This window comes from Streptomyces sp. UC4497 (genome assembly GCF_054871485.1).
The window spans coordinates 35889-60571 of sequence record NZ_JBTYHB010000025.1 but is presented as its reverse complement, the minus strand read 5'-3'; the positions used below and the strand labels follow the sequence as shown (position 1 = coordinate 60571).

Sequence of the window (24683 nt, the reverse complement as noted above, 5' to 3'; positions counted from 1 at the left end):
ACCGGGGCACAAGCGGTGCCCCACGTGAAGACGTGGAGGTGCCGACGATGGTCGGTCGTACGAGTCGTGCGCGCAGGAAGGTCCGGCCGGCACGCAGCCCGGAAGCACTCCGGCTCGACCGGGTGCGCAAGGTGTACGGGACGGACGAGGCCGCGGTGACCGCGCTGGACGGGGTGTCGCTGTCTCTGCCCGCCGGGAGTTTCACCGCGGTCATGGGCCCGTCCGGCTCCGGCAAGTCGACGTTGCTCCAGTGCGCGGCCGGGCTCGACCGGCCGGACGGCGGGATCGTCACGGTCGACGGGGAAGAGCTGACCGGAGGCACCGAAGCGGCGCTCACCAAGTTCCGCCGCACCCGGATCGGTTTCGTGTTCCAGCAGTACAACCTCCTCGACACCCTCACCGTGGAGCAGAACACGAGCCTGCCGCTGCGACTCGCCGGGCGGCGGGTCGACCGGGCTCGGGTGCGCGAGACGCTGCGGCAGGTGGGCCTCGCGGAGCGCCTCGGGCACCGGCCCGCCGAACTGTCCGGCGGGCAGCGCCAGCGCGTCGCGATCGCCCGCGCGCTGGTCGCCGAACCGGCCGTGGTCTTCGCCGACGAGCCGACCGGCGCGCTCGACACCCGCAGCGCGCGGGAGGTCCTCACCCTGCTCCGGGAGGCGGCGCGGCTGCACGGCCGCACCGTCGTGATGGTCACGCACGACCCGGTGGCCGCCTCGTACGCCGACACGGTGCTCTTCCTCGCGGACGGACGGCTCGCCGGGCGCCTCGACGCGCCGAGCGTGGACGCCGTCGCCGAACGGCTCGCGCACCTCGGGGACCGCCCGACGGAGACCACCAACGCCGCGGCGCACACCGAGATGGAGGTGTGAGCGCATGTTCTCCCTGGCCCTGCGGTCCGTGCGGCACCGCCCCGGACGGTTCGCCGCGACGCTGCTGTCCGCGTTCCTCGGCGCGGTGATCGTCATGTCCTTCGACTCGCTCTACGACACCGCCGCCCAGGCCGGCGTCGACGACACCAGCGCCGAGACCCTGACCACGTCCGCGAGCGTGGTCGGCGGGTACGGCACGCTCCTGGTGTTCTTCGCGATCGCCTCCACGCTGACCGTGAACGTACGCCAGCGCGCCGTGGAACTCTCCCTGCTCCGCAGCTGCGGCGCGACGCCCGCACAGATCAAGCGCATGGTCGTCGGCGAGGCGGCCCTGATCGGGATCGTCGCGTCACTGCTCGCCATCGGACCCGCGATCCTCGGCGGGCGCGCGCTCGTGGGTGCCTTCCAGGACACCGAGCAGGTAGCGCACGGTGTCGACCCGGTGTTCGGGCCGGTCGCGGCGGGCAGCGGCGCCGCGGTGACGGTGCTGGCGTCGACCGGTGCCGCGTTCCTCGCGGTGCGCCGCGCCACTCGGCAGCAGGCCGGCGGGCGACGGCCGCGCGGACGCCTGCGGACCGTCGGCGGGACCGCGGCGCTCGTGCTCGGCGTCTGCTCGGCGAGCGCCACCTTCGCCTTCGACACCACCGATCCGGCGCTGATGGCGCTCCCCGCCTACGGCGCGATTCTGCTGTCCATCGGCTTCGCCACGTTCGCCCCCGCGCTGCTGCGCGCCGCGCTCGCGGTGCTCACCCGGCCGCTCACCGCGCTGACCGGCGCGAGCGGGTACTTGACGGTCCACAACCTGCGACAGCGCGCCGGGGATCTCTCCGCCGTGCTGATGCCGTTGATCCTCTTCATCGGCGTCGCGACGGCGACGCTCTCCATGCAGGCCGTGGAGAACGACGCGGTCGCGTCCTCCGGCCTCGCGCGCAGCGTCGACGACAAGAACCTCGCGACGCTCAACCTGATCGTCGTCGGCATCATCGTCGTCTTCGCCTGCATCATGCTGATCAACAGCCTGTACGCGGCGACCGTCCACCGGCGCCGCGAGTTCGGCGGCCAGCGGCTCGCGGGCGCGACCCCGGGGCAGGTCCTCACGATGGTCGGCGCGGAGAGCGCGGTCCTGACGGTCACCGGCGTGGTCGCGGGGACGATCGCGGCGCTCGCCGGGCTCGTGCCGTTCACCGCGGTGCGTGCCGACGGAGTGCTGCCGGGGCAAGGGCCGTGGATCTGGGCGGCCACGGTGGCCGTCGCCGCTGCGGCGACGTTCGGCACCGGACTCGCCACGACACGGCGGGTGTTGAGGGCCCCGGCGGTCGAGGCGGTGGCCGTTGCCGCCTGAGGCGCCGGAGCCGGCCCGGCATAAGGTGAGCGGAACGGGGCTACGGGGCGGCGGACGGATCACCGACATGCGCGTCACACGGATCGAGCGGATCAAGGGGGCGGCGCTGGCCGGGGCTCGTGGCCTCGCGCTGTCCCTGCTGTCGCTCGGCGGATCCCTCGTCCTGTTCGTGACGTCCGTCGTCTCGATCGTCTGCATCGTGGCCGGCGTCGGCCTGTTCACCACCCCGCCGCTGCTGCGCCTCGTCCGCTCCCACGCCGACGTACGGCGCGTGCTGGCCGCGCGCTGGTGCGGCGTGACGATCCCGCGGGCCGCGTACCGGCCTCGGCCGGGCGACCGGCTGACCGGTCTGCTCGGGCAGCCGGACGCGTGTCTGCGGCTGCTGCGCGACCCGGCGACCTGGCGGGACCTGCGCTGGCTCGCGGCCGACATGACCGCCGGATTCGGTACCGCGCTACTGCCCGCCGCACTCGTCGCGTACCCGGTCGAGGGCTACGCGCTCGCGGCGGGACTCTGGCGCGCGTTCGACGGCGGAGTGTGGTGGTACGGCTTCGTCCCGGTCAGCGGCCAGGCCACCGCACTGGCCGCCGCCGTACTCGCCACCCTCATCGCCGTCGCCGCCTATTACGCGGCGGAACCGATGCTCCGCGTCCACTTCACGCTCACCCGATGGCTGCTCGCCCCGCACGGCGCCGAGCTGCGGCAGCGCGTCGAGGAACTCGCCCGGACCCGACACGACGCCGTCGACGCCTCCGCCGCCGAACTGCGCCGCATCGAACGCGACTTGCACGACGGCGCGCAGGCCCGGCTCGTCGCGATGGGCATGCACCTCGGCACCGTCGACGCACTCATGGAGAGCGACCCGGCGACCGCCCGGGCGCTGCTCGCCCGGGCCCGCGCCGACTCCGTCCGGGCGTTGGAGGAACTGCGCGAACTCGTCCGCGGCATCTACCCGCCCGTCCTCGCCGAACGCGGCCTCTCCGACGCCGTCCGCGCACTGGCCCTGCGGATGCCCGTGCCCGTGGAGCCCCGGACCGAACTGCCCGGCCGCCCCGAGGCCGCCGTCGAATCCGCCGCCTACTTCGCGACGAGCGAGGCACTGACGAACGCCACCAAGCACGCCGCCGCCACCCGGATCCGCCTCCAACTCACCCACCAATACGGCGTCCTGCGCATCGACGTCACCGACGACGGCCGCGGCGGCGCCGACCCCGAGGGCTCCGGCCTGCGCGGCATCGCCCGCCGACTCGACGCCTTCGACGGCACCCTCACCGTGCACAGCCCCGACGGCGGACCCACCAGCGTCACGATGGAGATCCCGTGCAGCCTGCTCCCGCCCGGTAGCGTGGCGTGAGCCGATTGCCGAGAGCCCCACGGGAGCCAGCGTGCGCGTAGTGATCGCCGAGGACCTCTTCCTGCTGCGCGACGGACTCGTACGCATGCTGGAGGCGTTCGGCTTCGAGGTGCTCGCCGCGGTGGACAACGGACCCGATCTCGCCCGCGCGCTCGAGGAACCGAGCCTCGAGGTCGCCGTCGTCGACGTCCGGCTCCCGCCGACGCAGACCGACGAGGGCCTGCGGTGCGCCCTCGCCGCCCGCCGGGCCCGTCCCGGGCTGCCGATCCTGGTCCTCTCCCAGCACGTCGAGCAGTTGTACGCGCGTGAACTCCTGGCCGACGGCAGAGGAGGCACCGGCTATCTGCTCAAGGACCGTGTGTTCGACGCCGCGCAGTTCGTCGACGCCGTACGCCGCGTCGCCGCGGGCGGCACCGCGATGGACCCCGAGGTCATCTCGCAGCTCCTGGCCCGCAGTTCCACCCGCGACCGCGCCGTGAACCGCCTCACTCCCCGGGAGACCGAGGTGCTCGAACTGATGGCGCAGGGCCGCTCCAACGCCGCCATCGCCGAGAAGCTCGTCGTCACGGAACGCGCGGTGTCCAAGCACACCGCCAACATCTTCCAGAGGCTGGAGCTCACCGTGTCGGACGACGACAACCGGCGGGTACTCGCGGTGCTGGCGTATCTGGACCGAGGATGAGCCGATCGAGAGGAAGACCCGTGTCCCTGTCCGCTTTCGACCGCGCCTATGACGAACTCCTGGCCCGCTGGCCCGAGTTCACGGAAGAGCGCGACGTCGTCACGCCGTACGGGCGTACCCGGGTCCATGTGCACGGACCGGCGGACGGCAGACCGCTCGTGCTGCTGCCCGGCGGCTCGGCGACGGGTCTGGTCTGGTTCGCCAACGCACCGGATCTCGGCAAGCGGTACCGGATCTACGCGATTGATCTGCTGGGCGACGCCGGCCGCACCGAACGCCGTGGCGTACCGCTGCGGAACGCCGACGACCTGATGGCCTGGATGGACGCGCTCCTCGACGGGCTCGGCCTCACCCGCACGCACCTGTGCGGCCACTCGTACGGCGCCTGGACAGCCGTCCGGTACGCGCTGCACGCCCCGCAGCGGATCGACCGGCTCGCCCTCGTCGACCCCACGCAGGTCTTCGCCGGATTCCGCCCCGGCTATCTGCTGCGCGCGCTGCCCACCCTCGTCCGCCCGAGCGAGGCCCGTGCCCGCTCCTTTCTGGCCTGGGAGACGCGGGACGCCCACCCGGACGAGGACTGGCAACGCCTCTACGCGCTGGCCGCCACGGTTCCCGGTCGCAAGCTCATCGCCGGCGGCCGCCCGCGGGTCACCGGCCTCCGGATGCCGGTGCTGACGCTGCTCGCGGAGCACAGCCGCGCCCACCACTCCGGCAAGGTCGCAGACAAGGCTCGCCTGACACTCCCACGGGGCGAGGTGGCCGTGCTCCGCGGAGCCACGCACCACTCCCTGCCGCTCACCGCACCGGAGGAGTTGAACGCCACGCTGGTGGATTTCCTGGGGTGAAGTGGCGGCTCCGGATCAGTGGCGGATCCGGATCAGCGGTGGCTCCGGATCACCGCTCCCGGGCCGTCAACTGTTCCATCACCGCGCTCAACAACTCCGCAGGAACCCGCAGCGCATGCAGCGCCGAGATCTTCGACGTCAGCGGGCCGGGGGACGTCACGATGCGCCACATCTCCAGCTTCGTCGGGTTGTCGAACTGGGCCGCGGCGAGGATGCCCTGGATGGTGTCCCGCGTACGGTCCGGGTTGAGCGGCGAGCCGAGCTTCACCTCGACCGTCGTGGCGGAGGAGGTGGCCGCCGCCCCGACCGTGACGCTGAACCGGCCCGGTCCGCCGGTGACGTCGCAGGGGTTGCCGTCGACGAGGGCCGGGCCCGTGGGCAGGTCCGCCAGGAACGTCACCGTCCAGGTGCGGGCGGCGGGGACGATGCCCTCGGGACCGTCCGTCGCGCCGATGCGCAGGGTGCCGGACCCGGCGTCCCACTCCAGACGCGTGGTGACGGTGCGCAGGTTCGTGCCGTCGCCCTGGCCTTCGTCCTCGATCAGGGTGAACGTGCCGCTCTCCGAAGGTGCGACGAGCAGTTCGAGGTGTTCGGGGTTGCGGGTGGCGTCCAGGTCGTCGGGCCCGGCCAACGGCAGGATGCCACCGCCGCGCAGCAGGGCCGGCATCCCGTCGAGGCCGCGGTGCAGCTCGATGTGGCGGTCGCCGTCGTACACCGTGCCGGTGAAGATGTCGGTCCAGGTCCCGGGCGGCAGCCACGCCGGTGTGGACGAAAGCAGTGTCACCTCGTCCCGGCGGGTGGTGAGGGGCGCCACGATCAGCTCGCTGCCGAAGGTGAACTGGTTGGGCACGTCGTACGCCTCGTGGCGCTCCGGCTCGACGTGGTACATCGGGCGCACCAGCGGTGTGCCGGTCGCCGCGACGTGGTTCATGGTGTGCAGGTACGGCACGAGCCGGTGCCTGAACCGGAGCGCGTCGCCCATCGCCTGCCGAGGCTCGGACGGGAACTGCCACGGCTCCTTGCGGATGAACGGGTTGTTCGCCGAGTGCAGGCGCAGGATGGGGGAGAAGACACCCAACTGCAGCCAACGCGTGGCCAGTTCGTCGTCGCGGACGCCGCGGGTGTGGCCGCCGATGTCGTGACTCCACCAGCCGTAGCCGATGTTGGCGGACGACGCGGTGAACTCAGGCTGGAAGGCGAGGGATTCCCAGGACACCACCGTGTCACCGGAGAAGCCGACACCGTAGCGCTGACTGCCGGGGCCGGCGTAGCGGGAGAACGCCATCGGCCGGCGGCCCTCGCGCCCCGAGTCGAGGAAGTGGAAGTGGTTCAGGAGCCACAGCGGGTCCACGTCGGGGATCCGAGACGTGCTGCCCTGCTGCCAGTCGACCCACCAGAAGTCGACACCCTGGTCCTCCAGCGGGTGGTGCAGGAGGCGGAAGTAGGCGTCGAGGAACGCCCGGTCGGTGAGGTCGAAGGGGATCGTCGCGTCGGAGGCGGGGTCCACACCGACCGCCCGCGCCACCTCCGGGTACGCGTCCTCGAACGGGCGGACCCCGTCGGCGGGGTGCAGGTTCAGGGTGGTCCGCAGGCCACGGCGGTGCAGCTCGCCGAGGAAGGCCTCCGGGTCGGGGATGAGCTTGCGCTCCCACGAATAGCCCGTCCAGCCGGTGCCGTACTGCGCCGGCACCGAGTCGACGCGGTGCCAGTCCATGTCGATGACGGCCACGGAGAACGGCAGCTTCTCCGCGTCGAAGCGGTCGAACAGTTCCAGGTACGAGTCGGTGGTGTACGCGTGGTAGCGGCTCCACCAGTTGCCCAGCGTCCAGCGCGGCAGCACGGGCGGCCGCCCCGACAGCGCGTACAGCGCCTGCACCGCCTCGCCGTAGTCGTGGCCGTACGCGAAGACGTACAGGTCGAGCCGTCCGGGCTCGCGCGATGCCACCCAGCCCTCGTCGTCGAAGAGGAACGACGTCGAGTCGTCGATGACGGCGATCCCGTCGCGGGCGGCGACACCGTCCTCCAGCGGGATGCGCCCGTCCGCGTCGTCTAGGGTGCGGGCCGTGCCGCCCAGGTTGTCCGGGCGCCGCTCCCCGAAGCGCCAGCGGCCACCGGCCGGGGACGTGACGACCAGACCGTTCGCGCTGAACTCCCGCCGGTCGTAGAGGAGATGGAGGCGGCTCGTGGACACCTCGAGGGCCTCGTCGCTCTCCCGGACCGTGAACTCGGGCGTGGTCCGGTCGCGGTGGAGCGCGAAGCTCGACGCGCGGTCCTCGAACCCGCCGTCCTCGGACCACTCCAGACGCAGCAGCCCCTCGGTGAGCACGGTGACACGCCAGTGGTCGCCGCGCAGGACCGACGCGTCCCGGGCGCGGGGGTGGGCCGGGATCCTGCTGAGTGCTGTCGTTGTCATTGCTTGACGGCCCCTTGGGTCAGTCCGCTGATCACCCAGCGCTGGGAGAACAGGTAGACGAGTACGGTCGGTGCCATCGCCATGAGGTACGAGGCGAAGGCGACGTTGTAGTTGGTGTCGAACTTGTTCTGGAAGATGTTCTGGAGGACCGGCAGCGTCTGCAGCGCCGGATCGGATGTGATCAGCGAGGGCAGCATGAAGTCGTTCCACGAGGCGAGGAACGCGAAGATGCCGACCGTCGCGTTCATCGGTCCGAGCAGCGGCAGGATGATGCGCCGGAAGATCTGCCACGTCGTGGCCCCGTCCATGCGTGCGCTCTCCTCCAGCTCCAGCGGGATCGACCGCAGATACGCGGTGTACAGCAGGACGCTGAACGACAGTTGGAAGACGATGTGCAGCAGGATGACGCCCACCGGGCTGTCGATGTCCAGCAGCGCGGTCAGCTTGATCTGTGGCAGCGCCACCACCGGGAACGGCAGGAACATCGCACCCAGCAGATAGAAGAACGACCAGCGGAAGATCCGCCGGTCCCAGTTGCGGGCGATGGCGTACGCGGCGAGCGAGCTGAGCGCCAGCGTGCCGAGGACCGAGGCCGCGGCCACCGCCACGGAGATCGAGAACGAGACGGGGAAGCGCGTGATGCGCCACGCCTCGGCGAAGTTGCCGAGGTCGATGGGCCAGGGCAGCGCGAAGGCATCGCCGTCGGCCGCCTGCGAGGAGGTCTTCAAGGACATCGCGACGGTGACGTACAGCGGTATCAGGACCGAGAGCGAGGCGACCACGAGCAGGAGGGTGGCCGGCCGGTTGGTGGCGTCCTTGCCGCGGCGGCGGGCGCGGGCGGCGGCCTGGCGCAGCGGTGGTGTGTGCCGTGTGGTGCGCTCGGACGGCGGGAGAGTGGTGGTCATGACAGCCGAAGCCCCCTTCCGCGGGTGGCCAGGAGTTGCAGCAGGGACACCGCGACCGTGAGCACGAAGAAGACGGTGGCGTTGGACATCTGGTAGGCGTAGTCGCCGCCCGAGTAGCCGCTGAAGATCTTCATGGCGACGCTGTTGGTCGCGGTGCCGGGCCCGCCGTCGGTGAGGCCCTTGATGATGTCGTAGGCGTTCAGATAGCCCTTGACGCCGAGGATGGTGTTGATGACCACGTACCCGGACACCAGGGGCAGCGTGATGGAGCGGAACCGGCGCCAGGCGGAGGCGCCGTCGATGGCGGCCGCCTCGTACAGCTCGCCGGGGATCGCCAGGAGGCCGGCGATGTAGATGAGCAGCGCGCCCGGCAAGGTCTGCCACGCTGAGACGAGCATGATGGAGACCCAGGCGAGGTCGGGATTGCCCAGGATGCTCTCCTCCAGCGGCCCGATCCCCAGCGAAGTGGCGATCGAGGGAAGGGTGTTGGCGAAGAGGTAGCCGAAGACGTACGCGGCGACGATCCCGGAGATCATCATCGGGATGACGAAGACGCCCCGCAACGCCGTCAGGAACCGGACCCGGCTCGTCAGCCCGATCGCCAGCGCCAGCGCGATGCTCTGCGCGAGCATCACGGTCACCAGGGCGAAGCCGAGGGTGAACTTGTACGACTCCCAGATGGCGGGGTCGGAGAAGAGCGCCACATAGTTCGTCAGGCCGGTGAACCGCCACTCGCCGAAGCCGACGTAGTCGGTGAAGCTGTAGAAGATGCCGACCAGGGCGGGCCCCAGGACAAGTCCCGTGAACAGTACGAGAGTCGGCAGCAGGAACCAGTAGTAGATGGGTTCGACCCGGCGCCGTCGTCGGACGGACGGCGTGACGGACGCTCCTCTTGGGAGGGGTGGAGGAACAGCCATGAGGTCTCCTACTTCGTGGAGGAGCGGATCGCCATCCGCCGCCAGTCGGCGTCGAGTTGCCGCAGCACCGCGTCGAAGTTCCCGGTCGCGATCGCGGTCTGGAGGTAGTTGCCCACGGGGATCGACGGCGGGATGAAGGTGCCCGCGCCGAGGTAGAAGGAGGCCGAGTCGACGTAGGGCTGCAGCCCGGACAGCCGCGGGTCCTTCGCCGCGGGCGCGTCCTTGGTGACTCCGTACGCGAGGTTGTCCCGGTTGTAGGCGTCGATGATCTCGGGCCGCATCAGGAAGTCGACCAACTCCTTCGCCTCGTCGGGGTGTTCGGCCCCGGTCGGGATCCAGAGCGCGAGGTCGATGTTCACGCGCGCCTTGCGGTCGGCGGCCCGCTCCGTGACGGGCAGCGGGAAGGTGCCGATGTCCAGGTGCGGATCGACCGCGGCGATCTGCGTCAGGGCCCAGGGGCCTTGCAGATACATGGCCGCGCGGCCCTTGCCGAAGGCGAGGTTCCCGTCCGGGTACGAGCGGGTGGCGGCGTCCCGGTTGTAGAACTTCGTGAGCGTACGGGCCCGGTCCATGGCCTCGGCGAAGTCCTTCTGGAACGAGACGGGCGAGGACGGGCCGATGTCCGTGCCCTGCTCCTGGAGCTTGTGGAAGAACGACGCGGTGTCGACGAGCCCGCCGGCGCAGTAGTCGAACAGGCCCTGCCAGACCGTCCACACCTCCTTGCTCGTCGCGTAGATCGGTGTGACCTTCGCGGCCTCCAACTCCTTGCACACGTCGACGAATTCGGACCACGTCGTCGGCACCGGAAGCCGGTACTTCGCGAAGATATCCTTGTTGTAGATGACTCCGGCGGCGGCCAGCGAGTACGGCAGCACGCTGGTCCGCCCCGGATACGTCGCGTACTGCTCGGCGAGCCGGGCGACACTGCCGGTGATGCGGCGGGCCGCGGGCCGGTCCGACACGTCGGAGAGCACGCCGCGCTCGATGTAGCGGGCCAGCTCCAGGTTGTTGTTGAAGCAGCCCACGTCGGCGGGCTGGGCGCGGACGAACTGCGGCGCGATGGCGTCCGTCGTGTCGTGCACCACGCGCACCCCGGGCCGGCTGCGCTCGAACTTCCCCAGCACCTTGTCGAAGTAGGTGAGGACCTCCCGCTTCTGCAGATAGAAGCGCATGGTGGTCCGCGACTGCCCGGCCGCGTCGCCCCCGCAGCCGGTGAGCCCGAGGGCGCCGAGCGCGGCTCCGGCCCCGGCCGCGGCGACGAAGCCGCGCCGGTTCGGACCGCGGGCACCCCGGATCGCGGCTCGCTCTGGTCCGATCGTCACCTCGTCGCCTCCTGGGAGTGGTGTCACGCGACCTCGGGGCGCGCGGGCCCCGAGGCGTGTGAGTTGAGTTACGAGCAGAGCGCGGCGAACTTACAGCGCTGTAAATTTGAGTGTCAACAGGTAGGGTTCGGCGCGCAGTCGGCGGAGCGTCCCACCAGGCGCGGAACCCGCGTCAGTCCACATCCACGCGGCGGACCCCGCGTCGGCCCACCAGGAGGCGAAGTGCCCAACGTCCGCCTGAGCGATGTCGCCCAGCACGCCGGCGTCTCGACGAAGACGGTCTCGAACGTCGTCCACGGTTATGTGCACGTACGCGAGAGCACGCGCGCCAAGGTCCAGCGCGCCATCGACGAGCTGGGCTACCGGCCCAACCTGCGCGGCCGCAACCTCGCCACCGGGCGCACCGGAATGATCGCGCTCGCCTTCCCCGACCTGCGCATCCCGTACTTCGCCGAGCTCGCCCACGTCCTGTCGCGGGCGGCGGGGGAGCGCGGATACCGGCTGCTGCTCGAGGAGTCGGGCGACGCCCCGGACGTCGAGCGCGCCATGCTGTCCGCGCAGGAGGCGGGCGTCGTCGACGGTGTGCTGCTTCAGCCGTCCTGGCTGAACTCCACGGAGATCGCCCAGCATCGCAGAGGGGTCCCGGTCGTGCTCCTGGGGGAGAGCGCCGCGCCGCTCACCCTCGACCATGTGCGGATCGACAACATTGGCGCGGCTGCGCAGGTCGTCGAGCATCTCGCCGCGCTCGGGCGCCGCCGCATCGCCTACCTGTGCGCCGAGGAGTCGGCGCCGAGCGAGACATCGCGCCAGCGCCTCATCGGCTACCAGCAGGGCCTGGAAGCCTGCGGACTCCCGGTCGACCCCGCCCTGATCGTCACCGGGCGGGTGGCCGACGCGCACTCCGCCGCGCAGACCCTCGGGGCCGCGCTCGACGACGGCATGGCGCCCGACGCCGTCTTCTGCCGCGACGACCTGGTCGCACTCGGCGCGCTGCGCGCACTCGGGGAGCGGGGGCTGCGGGTGCCGGAGGACGTCGCCGTCACCGGCTGGGACGACAGCACCCTCGCGTCGGCGGTGCGGCCGAGCCTGACCTGCGTACGGGCCGACGAGGCCGAACTGGCCCGGCGCGCGCTCGACTTGCTGATCGAGCGCATCGAGGGCTTCGACGGGCTCGGCAGGCACGAGTTCGTGCCGCACTCGCTGGTGGTCCGGGAGAGCGCGCCGGAGCCGACTGCCTGAACGGTGAGCGGGCCGGCGGCGGCCCGGCAGTTCTCCTGTTCTCATTTACAGCGATGTAAATCGATGCTGAGATGGCTGAGATGAGTGTCGAGGGCAGCCGGTTCGGCGGCGCGTGGACCGCGCCGCACCGTGCTCCTCGAACGCAGCCGTCACGAGGACCCAGGAGAGTGCATGGCCCAGGACCTTCCCCGCCCGGAGTACCCGCGCCCCGGCTTCGTCCGCACGGACTGGCTCAACCTCAACGGCCCGTGGCAGTTCGCCCGGGACCCCGGCGACAGCGGGCTCGAACGCGGCCTGGTCGAGGCCGAGTTGCCCGAGCGGATCACCGTCCCGTTCTGCCCGGAGTCGGAGCTGTCCGGCATCGGAGACACCGACTTCCACGCCGCCGTCTGGTACCGGCGCACCGTGCGGGTGCCCGCCGAGTGGGCCGGGCGCAGGGCCGTGCTGCACTTCGGAGCCGTGGACCACGACGCGACGGTCTGGGTGAACGGGCGGGAAGTGGCCCGGCACAGCGGCGGATTCACCTCGTTCAGCGCCGACCTGGGCGACGCGGTAAGGCCCGGCGAGGACGCCACGATCGTGGTCCGGGCCAGGGACGAGTCCAAGGGCCCGCAGGCACGCGGCAAGCAGTCCGACCGCTACGCCAACTACAGCTGTCTCTACACCCGTACGACGGGAATCTGGCAGACGGTGTGGATGGAACCGGTCGCCGACACCCACCTCGGCCGCCCCCGCATCACCCCCGACCTGGCCGCGGGCTGCTTCCACCTCGAACTCCCACTGTCCGGGAGCCGCGCGGGCCACCACGTCCGCGCCCGCCTCACCGACGCGCAGGGCACAGTGGCCGAGACCTCGGTCGCCGCACACCTCGACCTCGCGCCGCGCCTGGTGCTGGCCATCCCCGAGGAACGGCGCAGGAGTTGGTCGCCCGAGGACCCGCACCTGTACGAGATCCACCTCGACGTCGTCGACGCGTCCGGCGCGGTCGTCGACTCGGCGGTGTGCACGGCGGGCCTGCGCTCGGTCACCGTCGACGGCAAGCGGGTGCTGCTCAACGGCGAACCGGTCTTCCAGCGCCTCGTCCTCGACCAGGGCTACTACCCGGACGGCCTGATGACGGCCCCCGACGACGCGGCGCTCGTCCGTGACATCGAACTCTCCCTCGCCGCCGGCTTCAACGGGGCCCGCCTGCACCAGAAGGTGTTCGAGGAGCGCTTCCTGCACCACGCCGACCGCCTCGGCTACCTGGTGTGGGGCGAGTTCGGCGACTGGGGCGCGAGCACGGGCCCCGTGAGCGAGGACAACCAGCAGCCCACCAGCGGCTTCGTGGCGCAGTGGCTGGAGGCCGTCGAGCGCGACTACAACCACCCGTCGATCATCGGCTGGTGCCCGCTCAACGAGACACGCCAGCGGCTCTCCGACCGCCGCTCCGTCCTCGACGACGTCACCCGCGCCATGTTCCTCGCCACCAAGGCCGCCGACACCACCCGCCCCGTCCTCGACGCCTCCGGCTACGCGCACCGCGTTCCGGAGACGGACATCTACGACTCCCACTGCTACGAGCAGAACCCGGAGGTCTTCGGGAAGTTGATGAGCGGCCTCGCCAAGGACGAGCCGTTCATCAACCCGCAGGACGAGACACCGGACGCCACCTGGTCCGTCCCGTACCGCGGACAGCCGTACTTCTGCAGCGAGTTCGGCGGGATCTGGTGGAACTCGGACGAGGCGGAGGCCGCGGGCGAGGACCGCGACGTCTCGTGGGGATACGGCCAACGCCCGCGCGACGAGGAGGAGTTCCAGCACCGCTTCGCCGGCCTCACCGGCGTGCTCCTGGACGACCCGGACATGTTCGGCTACTGCTACACGCAGCTCACCGACGTCTTCCAGGAGCAGAACGGCATCTACCGCTTCGACCGCTCCGAGAAGCTGGACGTGGCGCGCGTCCGCGCGGCGCAGGTGCGGCCCGCCGCCATCGAGGGGGACGGGACGGGCTGAGCCGAAGGCGGGACCCGCACACCCGTGCGGGGCCCGCTCTGCTCACGGAGGGCTTCATCCGCCGCGCGACGGTGCCGGTGGCCTGGTCCGACGAGGCCGTCGCCCCGGCTGCCACCATGGCCCAGGACGGACACACTCTCCTGGAGGTCACCTCATGCCGGCAACACCCGTGCAGATCGCGGCCCTTGTCATCGACGCCGAGGATCCCGAGCGGCTGGCCGCCTTCTGGTCCGAGCTGCTCGGGCGGCCGATCGACCGCCGTACGGGACCGTACATCTGGCTGCGCCGGGAGGGCGGCCTGGTGTTCGGGTTCCAGCGGAACCCGAAGCCCACGCCCGGCAAGGACCGCATGCACGTCGACCTGACCTCGTCCGACCTCGCCGCCGAGCAGCAGCGGGTCGAGGCGCTCGGCGGGCGGCGGCTCGAGGAGTACGACGAGGGCGGGTTCCTGGTGATGGCGGACCCGGAGGGCAACGAGTTCTGCATCCTGCCCGAAGGGTCCGTGGACATGGACGACGACGGGCGCGCCCACTACCTGGAGTGATCCGGCTCGCTGGAGCGGTCGACCGGCTCGCGGGCGGCAGGGGCCGTTCCCTCCGGCGTCGTACTGTCCGGCAGCGCCCCCGCCGTCTCGTACCGCCGGGCCCCGAAGCGGTACACCACCACCAGCACCGCGAAGAACGGCAGGCCCGCCTTCCAGGAGTCCTCCAGGCCCTCGATGAACACGGTGGAGGCCAGGATCGCCGCGAGGGCGAGGGCCGCCGCGACGGTGGTGAAGGGGGCGCCGCGCAGCCGGGCCGGTGAGGCGGGCAGGCCGTGCCGGGTGCGGTGGCGGCGAAAGGCCAGGTGCGTGGCCAGGATGAGGATCCACACCACCAGCGCGCCGAACACCGAGATGCCGAAGAGCAGGATGTACGCCGTGTCCTCGGAGTGCACCGAGAGGAGCGCGGCCGCGCCCAGGCCGATGCCGGAGACGGCGAGCGCCCGGTGCGGGACGCCCCGCGTGCCGACCCGTGCGAAAAGCCGCGGCGCGTGCCGGTCCACCGCCAGGGAGTGGATCATGCGGGTGGCCAGATACGTGTTGGCGTTGGCGCTGGAGAGGGCCGCGGTGAGGACGACGAAGTTCATGATGCCGGCCGCCGCCGGGATGCCCGCGACGTCGAAGAGCTGCACGAAGGGGCTCGCCGTGACGTCGCCGCCCTTCGCGGTGCGCGTCCACGGCACGACGGTGACGACGATCGCCATGGCCAGGACGTAGAACAGCGCGAGGCGGACGACCATCCGCCGGGCGGCACGGGGGATGTCCCGCACCGGGTTCTCGGACTCGGCCGCGGTCACCGCGATGATCTCGGTGCCGATGTAGCTGAAGATCACGAAGACGAAGGCGGTGGCGAGGCCGCTCATGCCGTGCGGCAGCAGTCCGCCGTGACCGGAGAGGTTCGAGGTGCCGACCGCCGGGTGGCCCGGCAGCCCGAGGAATACGTACGCGCAGCCGAGCAGCACGAAGACACCGATAGCGGTGATCTTGATGGTGGAGAACCAGTACTCCAGGCGGCCGAACACCCCGACGCTCAGCGCGTTCGCCGCGAGGAGCAGCAGCGAGAACGCCACCACCGGGAGCCAGAGCGGGAGTTCGGGCCACCAGAAACGCACGTAGATGCCGGCCGCGATCACCTCGCCGCCGATCGCGATGACCTGGATCGTCCAGTACGTCCAGCGGATCACGAACCCCGCGAGCGGGCCCAGATAGTGCCGCGCGATGCTGCCGAAGGAACCGGCCGCCGGATGCACGGACGTCATCTCGGCGAGCGCCCAGCCGATCACCAGGGCGATCAGCGCGCAGACCACGTAGGCGATCACCGTGGCCGGGCCCGCGGCCGAGATGGCGAGACTCGAACCGAGGAACAGGCCGGTGCCGATGGCGCCGCCGAGCCCCATCATGCTGAGCTGACGACCGGTCAGGGACCGCTTCAGGCCGTGGTCTTGCGGTGGTACCGGGTCGGTGCGCGGGTCGTCGGGCATGTCACTCGCTCCGTGATGGGTGCGGTGTTCCTGGACGTGCTGCTACTTGGTGCGTATCTCGGCGGGCACAGCGATCAGCGCGTCTTGGCGCGTATCTCTCCGAGCGCGGCGATCAGAGCGTCGACGTCGGCGAGGGTGTTGTAGTAGTGGAACGAGACGCGGAGCAGGGTGCCGCGCGGACTGGTGACGATGCGGCGCTCGGCGAGCGCGCCGGCCAGCGCGTCCGGATCCGGGTCGGCGAACGCCACCTGAGGCCCGCGCAGTTCGGGGTCGGCGGGCGAGGCCAGTGTCTCGCCGGTCTCGGTGAGGCGCTGGTGGGCGTACGCGGTGAGTTCGCGGATGTGCGCCTCGACATCCTTGGCGTCGAGCTCCGCCAGAGTGCGCAGACCGGCCGCGGCGGCGTACGCGGAGGGGATCGATGGCGTGCCGGTCTCGAAGCGCCGCGCGGTGTCGGGGAAGTCGAGCGCACGGGGATCGAAACCGAAGGGATCGACCCGCCCGAACCACCCGGTGAGCTGCGGCGCCACCTCGTCCCGCACACCGCCCCGCACATACAGAAAGGCGATGCCGGGAACGCCCAGCAGATACTTCAGCGCGCCACACACCAAGTAGTCGCAGTCCAACTCCCGTACGTCGACGGGGAGTACGCCGAGCCCCTGATACGCGTCGATGAACACCCGCGCGCCCGCGGCCCTCGCCGCCCGGACGGTCTCGGCGACCGGCAGCCGGACGCCGTTGCGGTACGACACCAGGGGGATGGAGACGAGGTGGGTGGAGTCGTCGATGGCGTCCGCGTACCCGGCGGCGGGGACGATCCCGTCCTCGTCCGGTACGTGTCGCACCTGCGCGCCCCGCCCGGCCTGCGCCAGCCACACATGCGCGATGGACGGGAACTCCATGTCCGTCGTGACAAGCCCCGGACGGCGCGACCAGTCCAGAGTCGAAGCCACCTGGTACGCCCCTTCGGAGGCGCAGCTCACCACGGCGATCTCGTCCGTGGTGGCACCGATGTGCGCGGCGAACGCGGCGCGCGCGGCGTCGACCTGCACCATCCACTCGCCCCACGGCGCACCGTGGCTGCGCATGGACCACTGGAACTCCTGGAGCGCCGCCAGTACGTGCTCGGACGCCGCTCCCTGGCTGCAACTGGCCAGGTGGACCGTGTCCTTGAGGGAGGGGAACCGGGCGCGGAAGCGTTCGGGTGTGTCCAGGGTGTCGATCGGCACGGGGCGACTCGCATTCAATCCCGGTGAACGTGTTCAGTGCGGGTGATCGAATCAGCCCGGTGCGTGCCGCGTCAATGGGTGTGCGGGCACCGGCACTTGGGAGCCGGGGTCACCGGCTCGGCGGTGTCACGCTCACCAGGAACCGCGCGGTCTCGTCGCCCTCGTTGACGTAGCGGTGCGGGATGCGGGAGTCGAACGTGCAGCTGTCGCCGGGGCCCAACTCGTAGCGCCCGTCGCCCGCTTCGACGACCAGGCTGCCGCTCAGCAGCAGCACGCACTCCTCGGACGGATGGCTGTAGCGTGCGTCGGAGGACGCCCCGCCCGGCTCCAGCGTGCCCTCCAGGACCTCGAGCCGCGCCGACCCGGCCGACACCCGCGTGTACTCGATACCGCCCTGCGGCGAGCGCACCTGAATCCGCCGCTCGCGGCGCACCAGCGCGACCTCCTCCGCCTCGTCCTGCCGGAACAGGTCGAAGAGCGGGAGCCCGAGCGCGGCGGAGAGCCGGCGCAGCGTCTCCAGGCTGGGGTCGGTGAGCCCGCGCTCGACCTGGCTCACGAGCCCGGTCGACACCCCGGCCGCCGCCGCCAGCTCCCGCACGGTCATCTTGTGGGCCTTGCGCAGCTCGCGTATCCGATTGCCGATCACGGGGCGAGGTTAGACCACCATGGCCAGGGTGTGTCGTTCGGATCAGGCCGCAGTCCTCCGAGGGCGCCGGTCAATTGATGCGCCGCGCGGCCCCCGCCCACGCCTTGTCCCGCAGCACGTACTTCTGGATCTTCCCGGTCGACGTCTTGGGCAGATCGCCGAAGGTCACCGACTTCGGGGCCTTGAAGCGGGCGAGGCGGGTGCGGACGTGGTCGATGATCTCCGCGGCGGTCGCAGAGGCGCCGTCCCGGAGGGTGACGTACGCGGCCGGGACCTCGCCCCAGCGTTCGTCGGGGACCGCGATCACCGCCGCTTCCAGGACCGCGGAGTGGTCCATGATGGCCTGTTCGACCTCGACCGACGCGATGTTCTCGCCGCCCGAGACGATGACGTCCTTGGAGCGGTCCCGCAGCTCCACATAACCGTCGGCGTGCACGACGCCGAGGTCACCGGTGCGGAACCAGCCGTCCGGCGCGGCGGCCGCCGTCGCCTCCGGGTCGTCCAAGTAGCCGAGCATGACGTTGTTTCCGCGCAGCGCGATCTGGCCGGTGGTCGTGCCGTCGGCCGGGACGTCGGTGCCGTCGTCGGCGATGACACGGGCCGTGCACGAGATCATGTTGCCCACGCCCTGGCGGGCCTTGAGGCGGGCCTGCGCCGCGCCGTCCAGGGAGTCCCACTCGGGGCGCCAGTCGCACAACATCGCGGGTCCGTACGTCTCCGTGAGCCCGTACAGATGCGTGACGTCGAAGCCCAACTCGCCCATCCTGCGCAGGATCGCGGGCGACGGCGGGGCGCCGCCCGTCGCCATGCGGATGGTGCGGTTCTCGGGCAGCGGGGCCGCCTCCTGGGCGTAGGCGATCATCGAGAGGACCGTGGGTGCGCCGTTGAGGTGTGTCACACCCTCTTCGCGGATCAGCCGCCACACCTCGGCGGGATCGAGCTTCGGCAGACATACGTGTGTGGCTGCCGCCGCGGTCACCGCCCAGGGGAAGCACCAGCCGTTGCAGTGGAACATCGGCAGGGTCCACAGGTGCACGGCGGAGGGGGTGAGTCCCGTGTGGCCGACCATGGCCACGGCTTGCAGGTACGCGCCTCTGTGGTGGTACATCACGCCCTTGGGGCGGCCCGTCGTCCCCGATGTGTAGTTGACGGCGAGGAGGGAGCGCTCGTCGGCCGGGGTGCGGTGCAGCGGCTCGGCCCCGGCCAGCAGGGACTCGTACTCCGCGCCCGCTCTGATCCGGCGGGGCGGGGTGTCCAGGCGGGCCAGCGCGTCGTCCACCAGGACGTCGAACGACGGGTCGTGGATCAGCACGGCCGCCTTCGAATGGCTCAGGATGTACGCGACTTCGGCCGCCGCGAGCCGCGTGTTCACCGCCACGAGCGGCACACCTGCCCACGGCACGCCGTAGTGCGCCTCCAGGAGCACATGTGTGTTCGGCGCGAGCACCGCCACCGGGCGCCCGTCGGCGAGCGGCGCCAGGCCGCCCGCCAGGCGGGTGCACCGGTCGTGCAACTCCGCGTAGGTCCAACGCCGTTCACCGTCGACGACACCGATCCGGTCGCCGTGCGCCGCTGCGGCGCGGTCCAGGTACGCGGTGGGGGTGAGCGGCTCGTACGACAGCGCGTCGAGAGACGGGGCGGCGGCGGGATCCGGCATGGCGTCCTCCTTGACGGAGCATGGCGTCCTCCCCGGCGGGAGTCGCACCTTGCCCCGGCGGGAGTCGGGGCTTGCCTACCCCGTCCGATGCCCACCAAGTCGTGGCAACAGGGCCCGTCGCGCCTCGCCCGCGAGGTCAGGCGTCGGCGAGCTGTGTATCCAGCGCCGCGAGGAGCCAGTCGTGGGCCGTGCCCGGAGTCGGCTCCGGTGGGGCGCCGTCCGGGGTGGTCAGTTCCGACACCAGGTCCCAGTAGCGGTCGAGGCGCGGATCGGAGGCGAGCTGCCGGGAGAGGCCGCGGCGGAAGGCCAGTGTGTCGCGGGCCCCGGTCACACTCGCGTACGTCGTGACGAAGCAGTCGAGTGCCTCGCCCGGCGCGGGGGCCTCGCCCGCCCGCATCGGCTTCGCCGCCAGGTCGTAGGACTCGGCCAACCCGGCGTACAGCACGGCGGATTCGCGTGCGCCCGCGGTGCGGTGCGCGGCGGGCTGGGTGGGTTCCGTGTCCGGCGAGCACGGGCGTGACACCAGCGCGCACAGCCGGGCGAAGGCGAGCACCTGGCCCGGGGACGGGGAGTCGGGCGGTGCCGGAACGGTGGCCTCGAGAAAGGCCGTTCGCGAGGATGCCGGCATCCGTGGCGGCAGCCAGGCGCGCCAGAACCTGGCCAAGGGCGCCGTGCTCGGCGGCGTATCCAGGGAGCCGACGAGTCGCAGCCGGTCCGCCCGCTCCTGCGGCGGGCACTCCTGAACGAGGCGCAGCGCCGCCTCCTGCCAGCGCAACGCGCTGAGCCGGGAGCCGATCGTGCGCAACTGCCCCGCGACGGCGTCCTCCAGCGCCCCGTCCGCCCCCGCCCGCTCGTCGACGATGCGCCGCACTTCGGGGACGGGCAGGCCCAGTCCGCGCAGGGAGCGGATCGTCCGGAGCCGGTCCAGCGCGTCGGCGCCGTACCGGCGGTGCCCGCCCGTGCTGCGGGCGCGCTCCGGGAGCAGTCCGTTGTCGGAGTAGAAGCGGACGGTCTTGACGGTCGTGCCCGCGTGCTCGGCGAGCTCACCGATGCTCCACAGCCCGTCCCCGGATTCCGCGGGCGAGTCGGTCGACAGGTGCACTTGAACCTCCCTCAGGGGGAGTTCCTAACGTACCCGCCATCGCTGACAGCCACTGATGTAGGACGTGGAGGACGTGGAGATGACGGAGTTCGTGGTGGTACCGGGCCTGTTCACGGGCCCGGACGCGTGGCGGGACACGGCCGGGAAACTGGCGGCCGAGGGCGCGCAGGTCCAGGTGGTGGACCTCGGACCGGTCAGGGACCTTGAAGCGCACATCGCAAGGGTCGTCGCGGCCATCGACACCGTCGCGGAGGGGCAGGACATCGTCCTCGTCGGGCACGACTACGGCGCGTATCCGGCGGTGGGGGCGGCGGACCGGCGGGCCCATCGCGTCGCGCGGATCGTGTACCTGGACACGGGGCCGGTGCAGGACGGCTCCGTGTCCCTCGCGGCGGTCCCCGACCAGGAGTTGCGCGAGCGTCTCGCCGAGGACGGGGACAGCAAGGGGGAGCTGCCGGTTCCGACCCGGGAGGAGTGGCGGCGCTGGGGGAGCACCGCCGGGGTGTCCGACGAGGCCCTGGACCGGCTGACCGCGCACGCCTCGCCCCAGCCGCTCGGCACCCTGCTGCAACCGCTGCGTCTGTCCGGCGCGGCGAACGGCCTGCCGACCACGGGCGTGCTCTGTGCGGAGAGCGGCGCGACCATCGACACCGTCCGCATGCTGCTCCGCTTCGGCGACCCGACGATCAAGGCGCTCGTCCGCCCGGACGTGACCTTCTTCGAACTGCCAACCGGACACTGGCCGATGCTGTCCTGCCCGGACGAGCTCGCCGACGTGCTGCTGCGAGCTGCGGCCGACGAAGGCACCCGCCTCGAAGCCGTGGGCGAGGAGGAAGCGGGGGAGTCCGGATACCTCCGGCCGTTCCTCCTGGACGTACCGGAGATCCCGCGCGAACGGCGCGGCGCCAGCGACCTGTACGTCCTCGAAGGTGCGGACCCCGGGCAGCCGCGCCCCGCGATCGTGTTCGTGCACGGCGGACCCGTGCCGGAGGACGCACGACCGACACCGCGCGACTGGCCGACCCTGATCGGCTACGCCCGCTTCGCCGCATCACGAGGCGCGATCGGCGTCACGCTCGACCACCGGCTGCACGCGGTCACCGCGTACCCGACGGCGGCCGAGGACGTGGCCGCCGCGGTGGCCGAGGTGCGCGCGGATCCGCGGGTCGACGCCGACCGGATCGCGCTGTGGTTCTTCTCCGGCGGCGGCCCTCTCACGGCGCCGTGGCTGGCCGAGGCCCCGCCGTGGCTGCGCTGCCTGGCAGCGAACTATCCGATCATGGCGCCGCTGCCCAACTGGGGCGTCAACGACCCCCGGTTCCGGCCCGCGGACGTAGTGGCGCGCGGGGGAACGCCGCCCTTCGTCCTCATCCGGGTCGGCCGCGAGGCCCCCGCGGTCGCGACGACGGTGGCCGAGTTCGTCGGGGCGGCCGAGGCGGGCGGCGCCCCGGTCGAGGTCATCGACGTACCGGGGGCGCCGCACGCCTTCGAGGGCCTCGACCACAGCGACTGCGCGCGAGAGGCGGTGAGGGAGGCGATGGGCCGGGTGCTGGGACGGTTGGGCCTGAAGTGAGAGGTGGTACGAGCACGGCTCCGGCCCTCAGCCGCCGTACAACTCGCTCAGCAACGCGATGGCCGCGTGCGTACTGGGATGGGGATCCCGCTCGTCCCAGATCACCCGCACCGGCACCGGATCCGCGCCCGACACCGGGCGGAAGACGACACCCTCGCGCCGGTACTGGGCGACGGTGGCCTGCGGGGTGACGCCGACGCAGCGGCCGGTGGCGATGGCGGCGAGCCAGTCGTCGACGTCGGCCGTGTACTCGACGTCGCCGTGCGGGTCGCCGGGCCACAGGTCGGCGGTGGTCGTGCCGGTGCGCCGGTCCACGACGACGGTGCGCTCGCGGATGTCGGCGAGGGGGACGCGGCGGCGCCTGGCCCAGGGGTCGTCGGTGGCCATGACGACGTAGCGGGGCTCGTGGCCGACGACGGCGGACGCGTAGCGGCGGCGCAGATCGGTCTTGTGGCGTACGACGGCCAGGTCGCCGGCCTCCTCGGCGAGTCCGCCGGTGGGGCTGTTGTGCCGCACCAGGAGCAACTCGACGTCCGGGTACCGCTGGTGCCAGCGGCGCTGGAACTCGGTGGTGTGCCGCCCGAACGCTCCCCAGGCGTGCCCGATCCGCAGCCGCGTATGGCCCGTGGTGGCCTCCCGAACGAGGTTCTCGGCCTCGCTGAGCAGCTGCCGGGCGCGGTGGACGACCCGGACGCCGGTGGTGGTGGGGGTGACGGCGCGGCTCGTGCGGTGCAGGAGGCGCACGCCGAGCACGGTCTCCAGTGCGTGGAGGGTGCGGGACACGGAGGCCTGGGAGACGCCGAGTTGGATCGCGGCGTCGGTGAAGCTGCCCGTGTCGACGATCGCGAGCAGACAGCGCAGATGCCGCAGCTCGAGCCCGGCGAGCCCGCTTCCTTCATCCATACGCTCAGCGTATCCGAGCGCCACGCCATGCATTTTGCGTATGCCCCGCACGGGTCGAACCTCACACCATGGCGACCACAACCCACCCCTCCACTGCAGCTGCCGAACCCTCCCCGCACGCCGGCGGCGTCGCACTGATGCTCGGCAGCGGCCTGTCGAACCAGGTCGGAGCGTCCCTGGGAGCGCTGGCCTTCCCCGTGCTCGGCCCCGCGGGAGTCGTGGCCGTACGTCAATGGGTCGCCGCCGTGGTGCTGTTGACGGCGGGCCGCCCGCGCATACGGAGCTTCACCGCCGCCCAATGGCGCCTCGTCCTCGCCCTGGCCGCGGTCTTCGCCACGATGAACCTGACGCTGTACCTGGCCATCGACCGGATCGGCCTCGGCCTCGCGGTCACCCTCGAATTCCTCGGCCCGCTCACCGTCGCCCTCGCGGGAACGCGCCGCCGCCTGGACCTGCTCTGCGCCCTGGCGGCCGCATCGGCGGTCGTCGTGCTCACCCGCCCGCGGCCGAGCACGGACTACCTCGGCATCGGGCTCGCCCTCGTCGCCGCGGTGTGCTGGGGCTGCTACATCCTGCTCAACCGGGCCGTCGGCCACCGCCTGCCCGGCCTCCAGGGCTCAGCCGTGGCGGCCGGTGTCTCCGGCCTGCTCTACCTCCCGATCGGCCTCACGGTCCTGTACCTGCACCCGCCGACGGTCACGGCCCTCCTCTGCGCCCTGGCGGCGGGCATCCTGTCCTCAGCGGTGCCGTTCCTGTCCGACCTCCTGGCACTGCGCCGCGTCCCCGCCCGCTTCTTCGGCGTCTTCATGAGCGTCAACCCGGTCTTCGCAGCCCTCGTCGGCCTCCTCGTCCTCGACCAACACCTCGACCACCTGGCGTGGTTGGCGATCGCCGTCATCGTGGGGGCGAACGCGGTGGCGGTGGGCACTTCCACCACCCGTACGTAGGTTCCTCAGAGGTCGTCAGGTGGCAGGAGGAGGCCGCGCGCCGGATCACTCCTCCCACCCGGCCGTCGCGGCAGCCCGCTCCCGCCACTGCCGCGCGCCCCGGCCGCCCGCCTCCCACCGCTCGCAGAACCGGCGCAGTTCCTCGCACCTGGCCAGCATGGCCGCACGGCGCACCGGCCAGGGAGGTACCTCGTCGCCGTAGGAGCGGAAGAAGTGGCCGAGCGCGTCGCAGTGCGCGGGGTGGTGCGTCCGCACGATCCACTCGCACCAGGCGAGGTCCTCCACCGGAGCCCCGAAGTGGGCGAACTCCCAGTCGACGACGGCTGTGACCTCGAAGGTGCCGAGGTCGAGGAGCAGGTTGTTGGGGCCGAAGTCGCCGTGTACGAGGACCTCGGCTGCTCTGCGTACGCCCAATGCGGCTACGGGCGGCGTGAGTTGGTGGATCCGGTGGAGTAGCTTCCCGCAGCTTGTCAGGACCTCCGCGGCGTGGCCGGCGTCCAACAACTCCTGACCCGGCACACCGGCCAGGAACCCGAGTTTCAGGGTGGTCGCGGTCGCGTCGAGTACCGGCGGTACGGGCAACTGGTCCCGGAGGTGGGGGAGAAGCGTGCGTTCGCGGTGCAGTCTCGGTGTGGCGTCGGGGCCGTCGTAGGTCTTCTCCACGGTCGTGTCGTTGGTGAGGGTGCGGTTGGTGTAGCCGTGCTTCAGCGGGCGCATGTGG

Annotated in this window: 21 protein-coding genes; 10 read left to right on the top strand and 11 right to left on the bottom strand. The window is 71.7% G+C overall.

The annotated features are described in order from the left end of the window. Positions 1-47: 47 nt before the first annotated feature. From ACYSUO_RS28845 to ACYSUO_RS28825, 5 genes are all read left to right on the top strand, one after another. Complete coding sequence (locus tag ACYSUO_RS28845; protein ID WP_461779166.1) at positions 48-869, top strand: ABC transporter ATP-binding protein; 822 nt, start codon at positions 48-50, stop codon at positions 867-869. A gap of 4 nt (positions 870-873) precedes the next feature. Continuing rightward, the gene (locus tag ACYSUO_RS28840; protein WP_461779165.1) at positions 874-2211 is read left to right on the top strand and encodes an ABC transporter permease; all 1338 of its coding nucleotides are present in this window, start codon (positions 874-876) and stop codon (positions 2209-2211) included. A 67-nt stretch (positions 2212-2278) separates the two neighbouring features. Then, positions 2279-3565, top strand: coding sequence for a sensor histidine kinase (locus ACYSUO_RS28835; protein WP_461779164.1), 1287 nt, complete (start codon positions 2279-2281; stop codon positions 3563-3565). 31 nt (positions 3566-3596) lie between these two features. Beyond that, positions 3597-4247, top strand: coding sequence for a LuxR C-terminal-related transcriptional regulator (locus ACYSUO_RS28830; RefSeq protein WP_461779163.1), 651 nt, complete (start codon positions 3597-3599; stop codon positions 4245-4247). Beyond that, on the top strand, positions 4244-5095 hold the full coding sequence (locus ACYSUO_RS28825; protein WP_461779162.1) for an alpha/beta fold hydrolase: 852 nt from the start codon (positions 4244-4246) through the stop codon (positions 5093-5095). Before ACYSUO_RS28830 ends, ACYSUO_RS28825 begins: the two co-directional genes overlap by 4 nt. 49 nt (positions 5096-5144) lie before the next feature. Here the strand turns inward: ACYSUO_RS28825 and ACYSUO_RS28820 are convergent, their stop codons facing one another. From ACYSUO_RS28820 to ACYSUO_RS28805, 4 genes are read right to left on the bottom strand one after another with little or no spacing between them, the layout of a single operon-like run. After that, positions 5145-7508: a glycoside hydrolase family 31 protein gene (locus ACYSUO_RS28820; protein ID WP_461779161.1), complete on the bottom strand. Its 2364-nt coding sequence runs from the start codon at positions 7506-7508 to the stop codon at positions 5145-5147. Continuing rightward, on the bottom strand, positions 7505-8413 hold the full coding sequence (locus tag ACYSUO_RS28815; RefSeq protein ID WP_461779160.1) for a carbohydrate ABC transporter permease: 909 nt from the start codon (positions 8411-8413) through the stop codon (positions 7505-7507). The genes ACYSUO_RS28820 and ACYSUO_RS28815 overlap by 4 nt, the downstream gene beginning before the upstream one ends. Continuing rightward, positions 8410-9330 carry a carbohydrate ABC transporter permease gene (locus ACYSUO_RS28810; protein ID WP_461779159.1) on the bottom strand — a complete coding sequence of 307 codons (921 nt, stop codon included), beginning with the start codon at positions 9328-9330 and terminating at the stop codon, positions 8410-8412. The genes ACYSUO_RS28815 and ACYSUO_RS28810 overlap by 4 nt, the downstream gene beginning before the upstream one ends. Before the next feature lie 8 nt (positions 9331-9338). After that, positions 9339-10652, bottom strand: coding sequence for an ABC transporter substrate-binding protein (locus ACYSUO_RS28805; protein ID WP_461779158.1), 1314 nt, complete (start codon positions 10650-10652; stop codon positions 9339-9341). Between the two features lie 222 nt (positions 10653-10874). On the opposite strand from ACYSUO_RS28805, the gene ACYSUO_RS28800 reads away from it, so the two are divergent. From ACYSUO_RS28800 to ACYSUO_RS28790, 3 genes are all read left to right on the top strand, one after another. Continuing rightward, positions 10875-11891, top strand: a complete 1017-nt coding sequence (locus ACYSUO_RS28800) for a LacI family DNA-binding transcriptional regulator (protein WP_461779157.1) — start codon at positions 10875-10877, stop codon at positions 11889-11891. Between the two features lie 171 nt (positions 11892-12062). Further along, positions 12063-13886 carry a glycoside hydrolase family 2 protein gene (locus ACYSUO_RS28795; RefSeq protein WP_461779156.1) on the top strand — a complete coding sequence of 608 codons (1824 nt, stop codon included), beginning with the start codon at positions 12063-12065 and terminating at the stop codon, positions 13884-13886. Positions 13887-14040: 154 nt separating this feature from the next. After that, positions 14041-14430 (top strand): VOC family protein, encoded by a 390-nt coding sequence (locus ACYSUO_RS28790; RefSeq protein WP_461779155.1) that lies wholly within the window; start codon positions 14041-14043, stop codon positions 14428-14430. Here ACYSUO_RS28790 and ACYSUO_RS28785 read toward each other — a convergent pair. The 5 genes from ACYSUO_RS28785 to ACYSUO_RS28765 all read right to left on the bottom strand — a co-directional run bounded on the left by ACYSUO_RS28785 (position 14418) and on the right by ACYSUO_RS28765 (position 20539). Further along, positions 14418-15908, bottom strand: coding sequence for an amino acid permease (locus ACYSUO_RS28785; RefSeq protein ID WP_461779154.1), 1491 nt, complete (start codon positions 15906-15908; stop codon positions 14418-14420). The two genes, ACYSUO_RS28790 and ACYSUO_RS28785, sit on opposite strands and share 13 nt — an antisense overlap. Before the next feature lie 74 nt (positions 15909-15982). Continuing rightward, positions 15983-17134, bottom strand: a complete 1152-nt coding sequence (locus ACYSUO_RS28780; protein WP_461779153.1) for an aminotransferase class V-fold PLP-dependent enzyme — start codon at positions 17132-17134, stop codon at positions 15983-15985. 109 nt (positions 17135-17243) lie between these two features. Further along, entirely contained in the window at positions 17244-17780 is a 537-nt protein-coding gene (locus ACYSUO_RS28775) for a helix-turn-helix domain-containing protein (RefSeq protein ID WP_461779152.1), read from the bottom strand. 70 nt (positions 17781-17850) lie between these two features. Further along, positions 17851-19437, bottom strand: coding sequence for an AMP-binding protein (locus ACYSUO_RS28770; protein ID WP_461779151.1), 1587 nt, complete (start codon positions 19435-19437; stop codon positions 17851-17853). 136 nt (positions 19438-19573) lie between these two features. After that, positions 19574-20539 (bottom strand): helix-turn-helix domain-containing protein, encoded by a 966-nt coding sequence (locus tag ACYSUO_RS28765; protein ID WP_461779150.1) that lies wholly within the window; start codon positions 20537-20539, stop codon positions 19574-19576. Between the two features lie 79 nt (positions 20540-20618). Here ACYSUO_RS28765 and ACYSUO_RS28760 point away from each other — a divergent pair, with 79 nt between their 5' ends. Next, complete coding sequence (locus ACYSUO_RS28760; RefSeq protein WP_461779149.1) at positions 20619-22112, top strand: alpha/beta fold hydrolase; 1494 nt, start codon at positions 20619-20621, stop codon at positions 22110-22112. A gap of 27 nt (positions 22113-22139) precedes the next feature. On the opposite strand, the gene ACYSUO_RS28755 is transcribed toward ACYSUO_RS28760, so the two are convergent. Further along, complete coding sequence (locus ACYSUO_RS28755; protein WP_461779148.1) at positions 22140-23015, bottom strand: LysR family transcriptional regulator; 876 nt, start codon at positions 23013-23015, stop codon at positions 22140-22142. A gap of 68 nt (positions 23016-23083) precedes the next feature. Between ACYSUO_RS28755 and ACYSUO_RS28750 the strand changes: the two genes are divergently transcribed. Next, a complete protein-coding gene (locus tag ACYSUO_RS28750) occupies positions 23084-23962 on the top strand; it encodes an EamA family transporter (RefSeq protein ID WP_461779147.1) in 879 nt (292 codons plus the stop codon). Between the two features lie 45 nt (positions 23963-24007). On the opposite strand, the gene ACYSUO_RS28745 is transcribed toward ACYSUO_RS28750, so the two are convergent. Further along, entirely contained in the window at positions 24008-24679 is a 672-nt protein-coding gene (locus tag ACYSUO_RS28745; RefSeq protein ID WP_461779146.1) for a phosphotransferase family protein, read from the bottom strand. Positions 24680-24683 lie beyond the last annotated feature (4 nt).

Bases quoted from the DNA above. Each gene is read 5' to 3' on its own strand.
- ACYSUO_RS28760 (WP_461779149.1), top strand. From the start codon at position 20,619: ATGACGGAGTTCGTGGTGGTACCGGGCCTGTTCACGGGCCCGGACGCG.
- ACYSUO_RS28840 (WP_461779165.1), top strand. From the start codon at position 874: ATGTTCTCCCTGGCCCTGCGGTCCGTGCGGCACCGCCCCGGACGGTTC.
- ACYSUO_RS28770 (WP_461779151.1), bottom strand. From the start codon at position 19,437: ATGCCGGATCCCGCCGCCGCCCCGTCTCTCGACGCGCTGTCGTACGAG.
- ACYSUO_RS28845 (WP_461779166.1), top strand. From the start codon at position 48: ATGGTCGGTCGTACGAGTCGTGCGCGCAGGAAGGTCCGGCCGGCACGC.
- ACYSUO_RS28815 (WP_461779160.1), bottom strand. From the start codon at position 8,413: ATGACCACCACTCTCCCGCCGTCCGAGCGCACCACACGGCACACACCA.
- ACYSUO_RS28785 (WP_461779154.1), bottom strand. From the start codon at position 15,908: ATGCCCGACGACCCGCGCACCGACCCGGTACCACCGCAAGACCACGGC.
- ACYSUO_RS28745 (WP_461779146.1), bottom strand. From the start codon at position 24,679: ATGCGCCCGCTGAAGCACGGCTACACCAACCGCACCCTCACCAACGAC.
- ACYSUO_RS28810 (WP_461779159.1), bottom strand. From the start codon at position 9,330: ATGGCTGTTCCTCCACCCCTCCCAAGAGGAGCGTCCGTCACGCCGTCC.
- ACYSUO_RS28820 (WP_461779161.1), bottom strand. From the start codon at position 7,508: ATGACAACGACAGCACTCAGCAGGATCCCGGCCCACCCCCGCGCCCGG.
- ACYSUO_RS28755 (WP_461779148.1), bottom strand. From the start codon at position 23,015: ATGGATGAAGGAAGCGGGCTCGCCGGGCTCGAGCTGCGGCATCTGCGC.
- ACYSUO_RS28750 (WP_461779147.1), top strand. From the start codon at position 23,084: ATGGCGACCACAACCCACCCCTCCACTGCAGCTGCCGAACCCTCCCCG.
- ACYSUO_RS28795 (WP_461779156.1), top strand. From the start codon at position 12,063: ATGGCCCAGGACCTTCCCCGCCCGGAGTACCCGCGCCCCGGCTTCGTC.
- ACYSUO_RS28825 (WP_461779162.1), top strand. From the start codon at position 4,244: ATGAGCCGATCGAGAGGAAGACCCGTGTCCCTGTCCGCTTTCGACCGC.
- ACYSUO_RS28790 (WP_461779155.1), top strand. From the start codon at position 14,041: ATGCCGGCAACACCCGTGCAGATCGCGGCCCTTGTCATCGACGCCGAG.
- ACYSUO_RS28835 (WP_461779164.1), top strand. From the start codon at position 2,279: ATGCGCGTCACACGGATCGAGCGGATCAAGGGGGCGGCGCTGGCCGGG.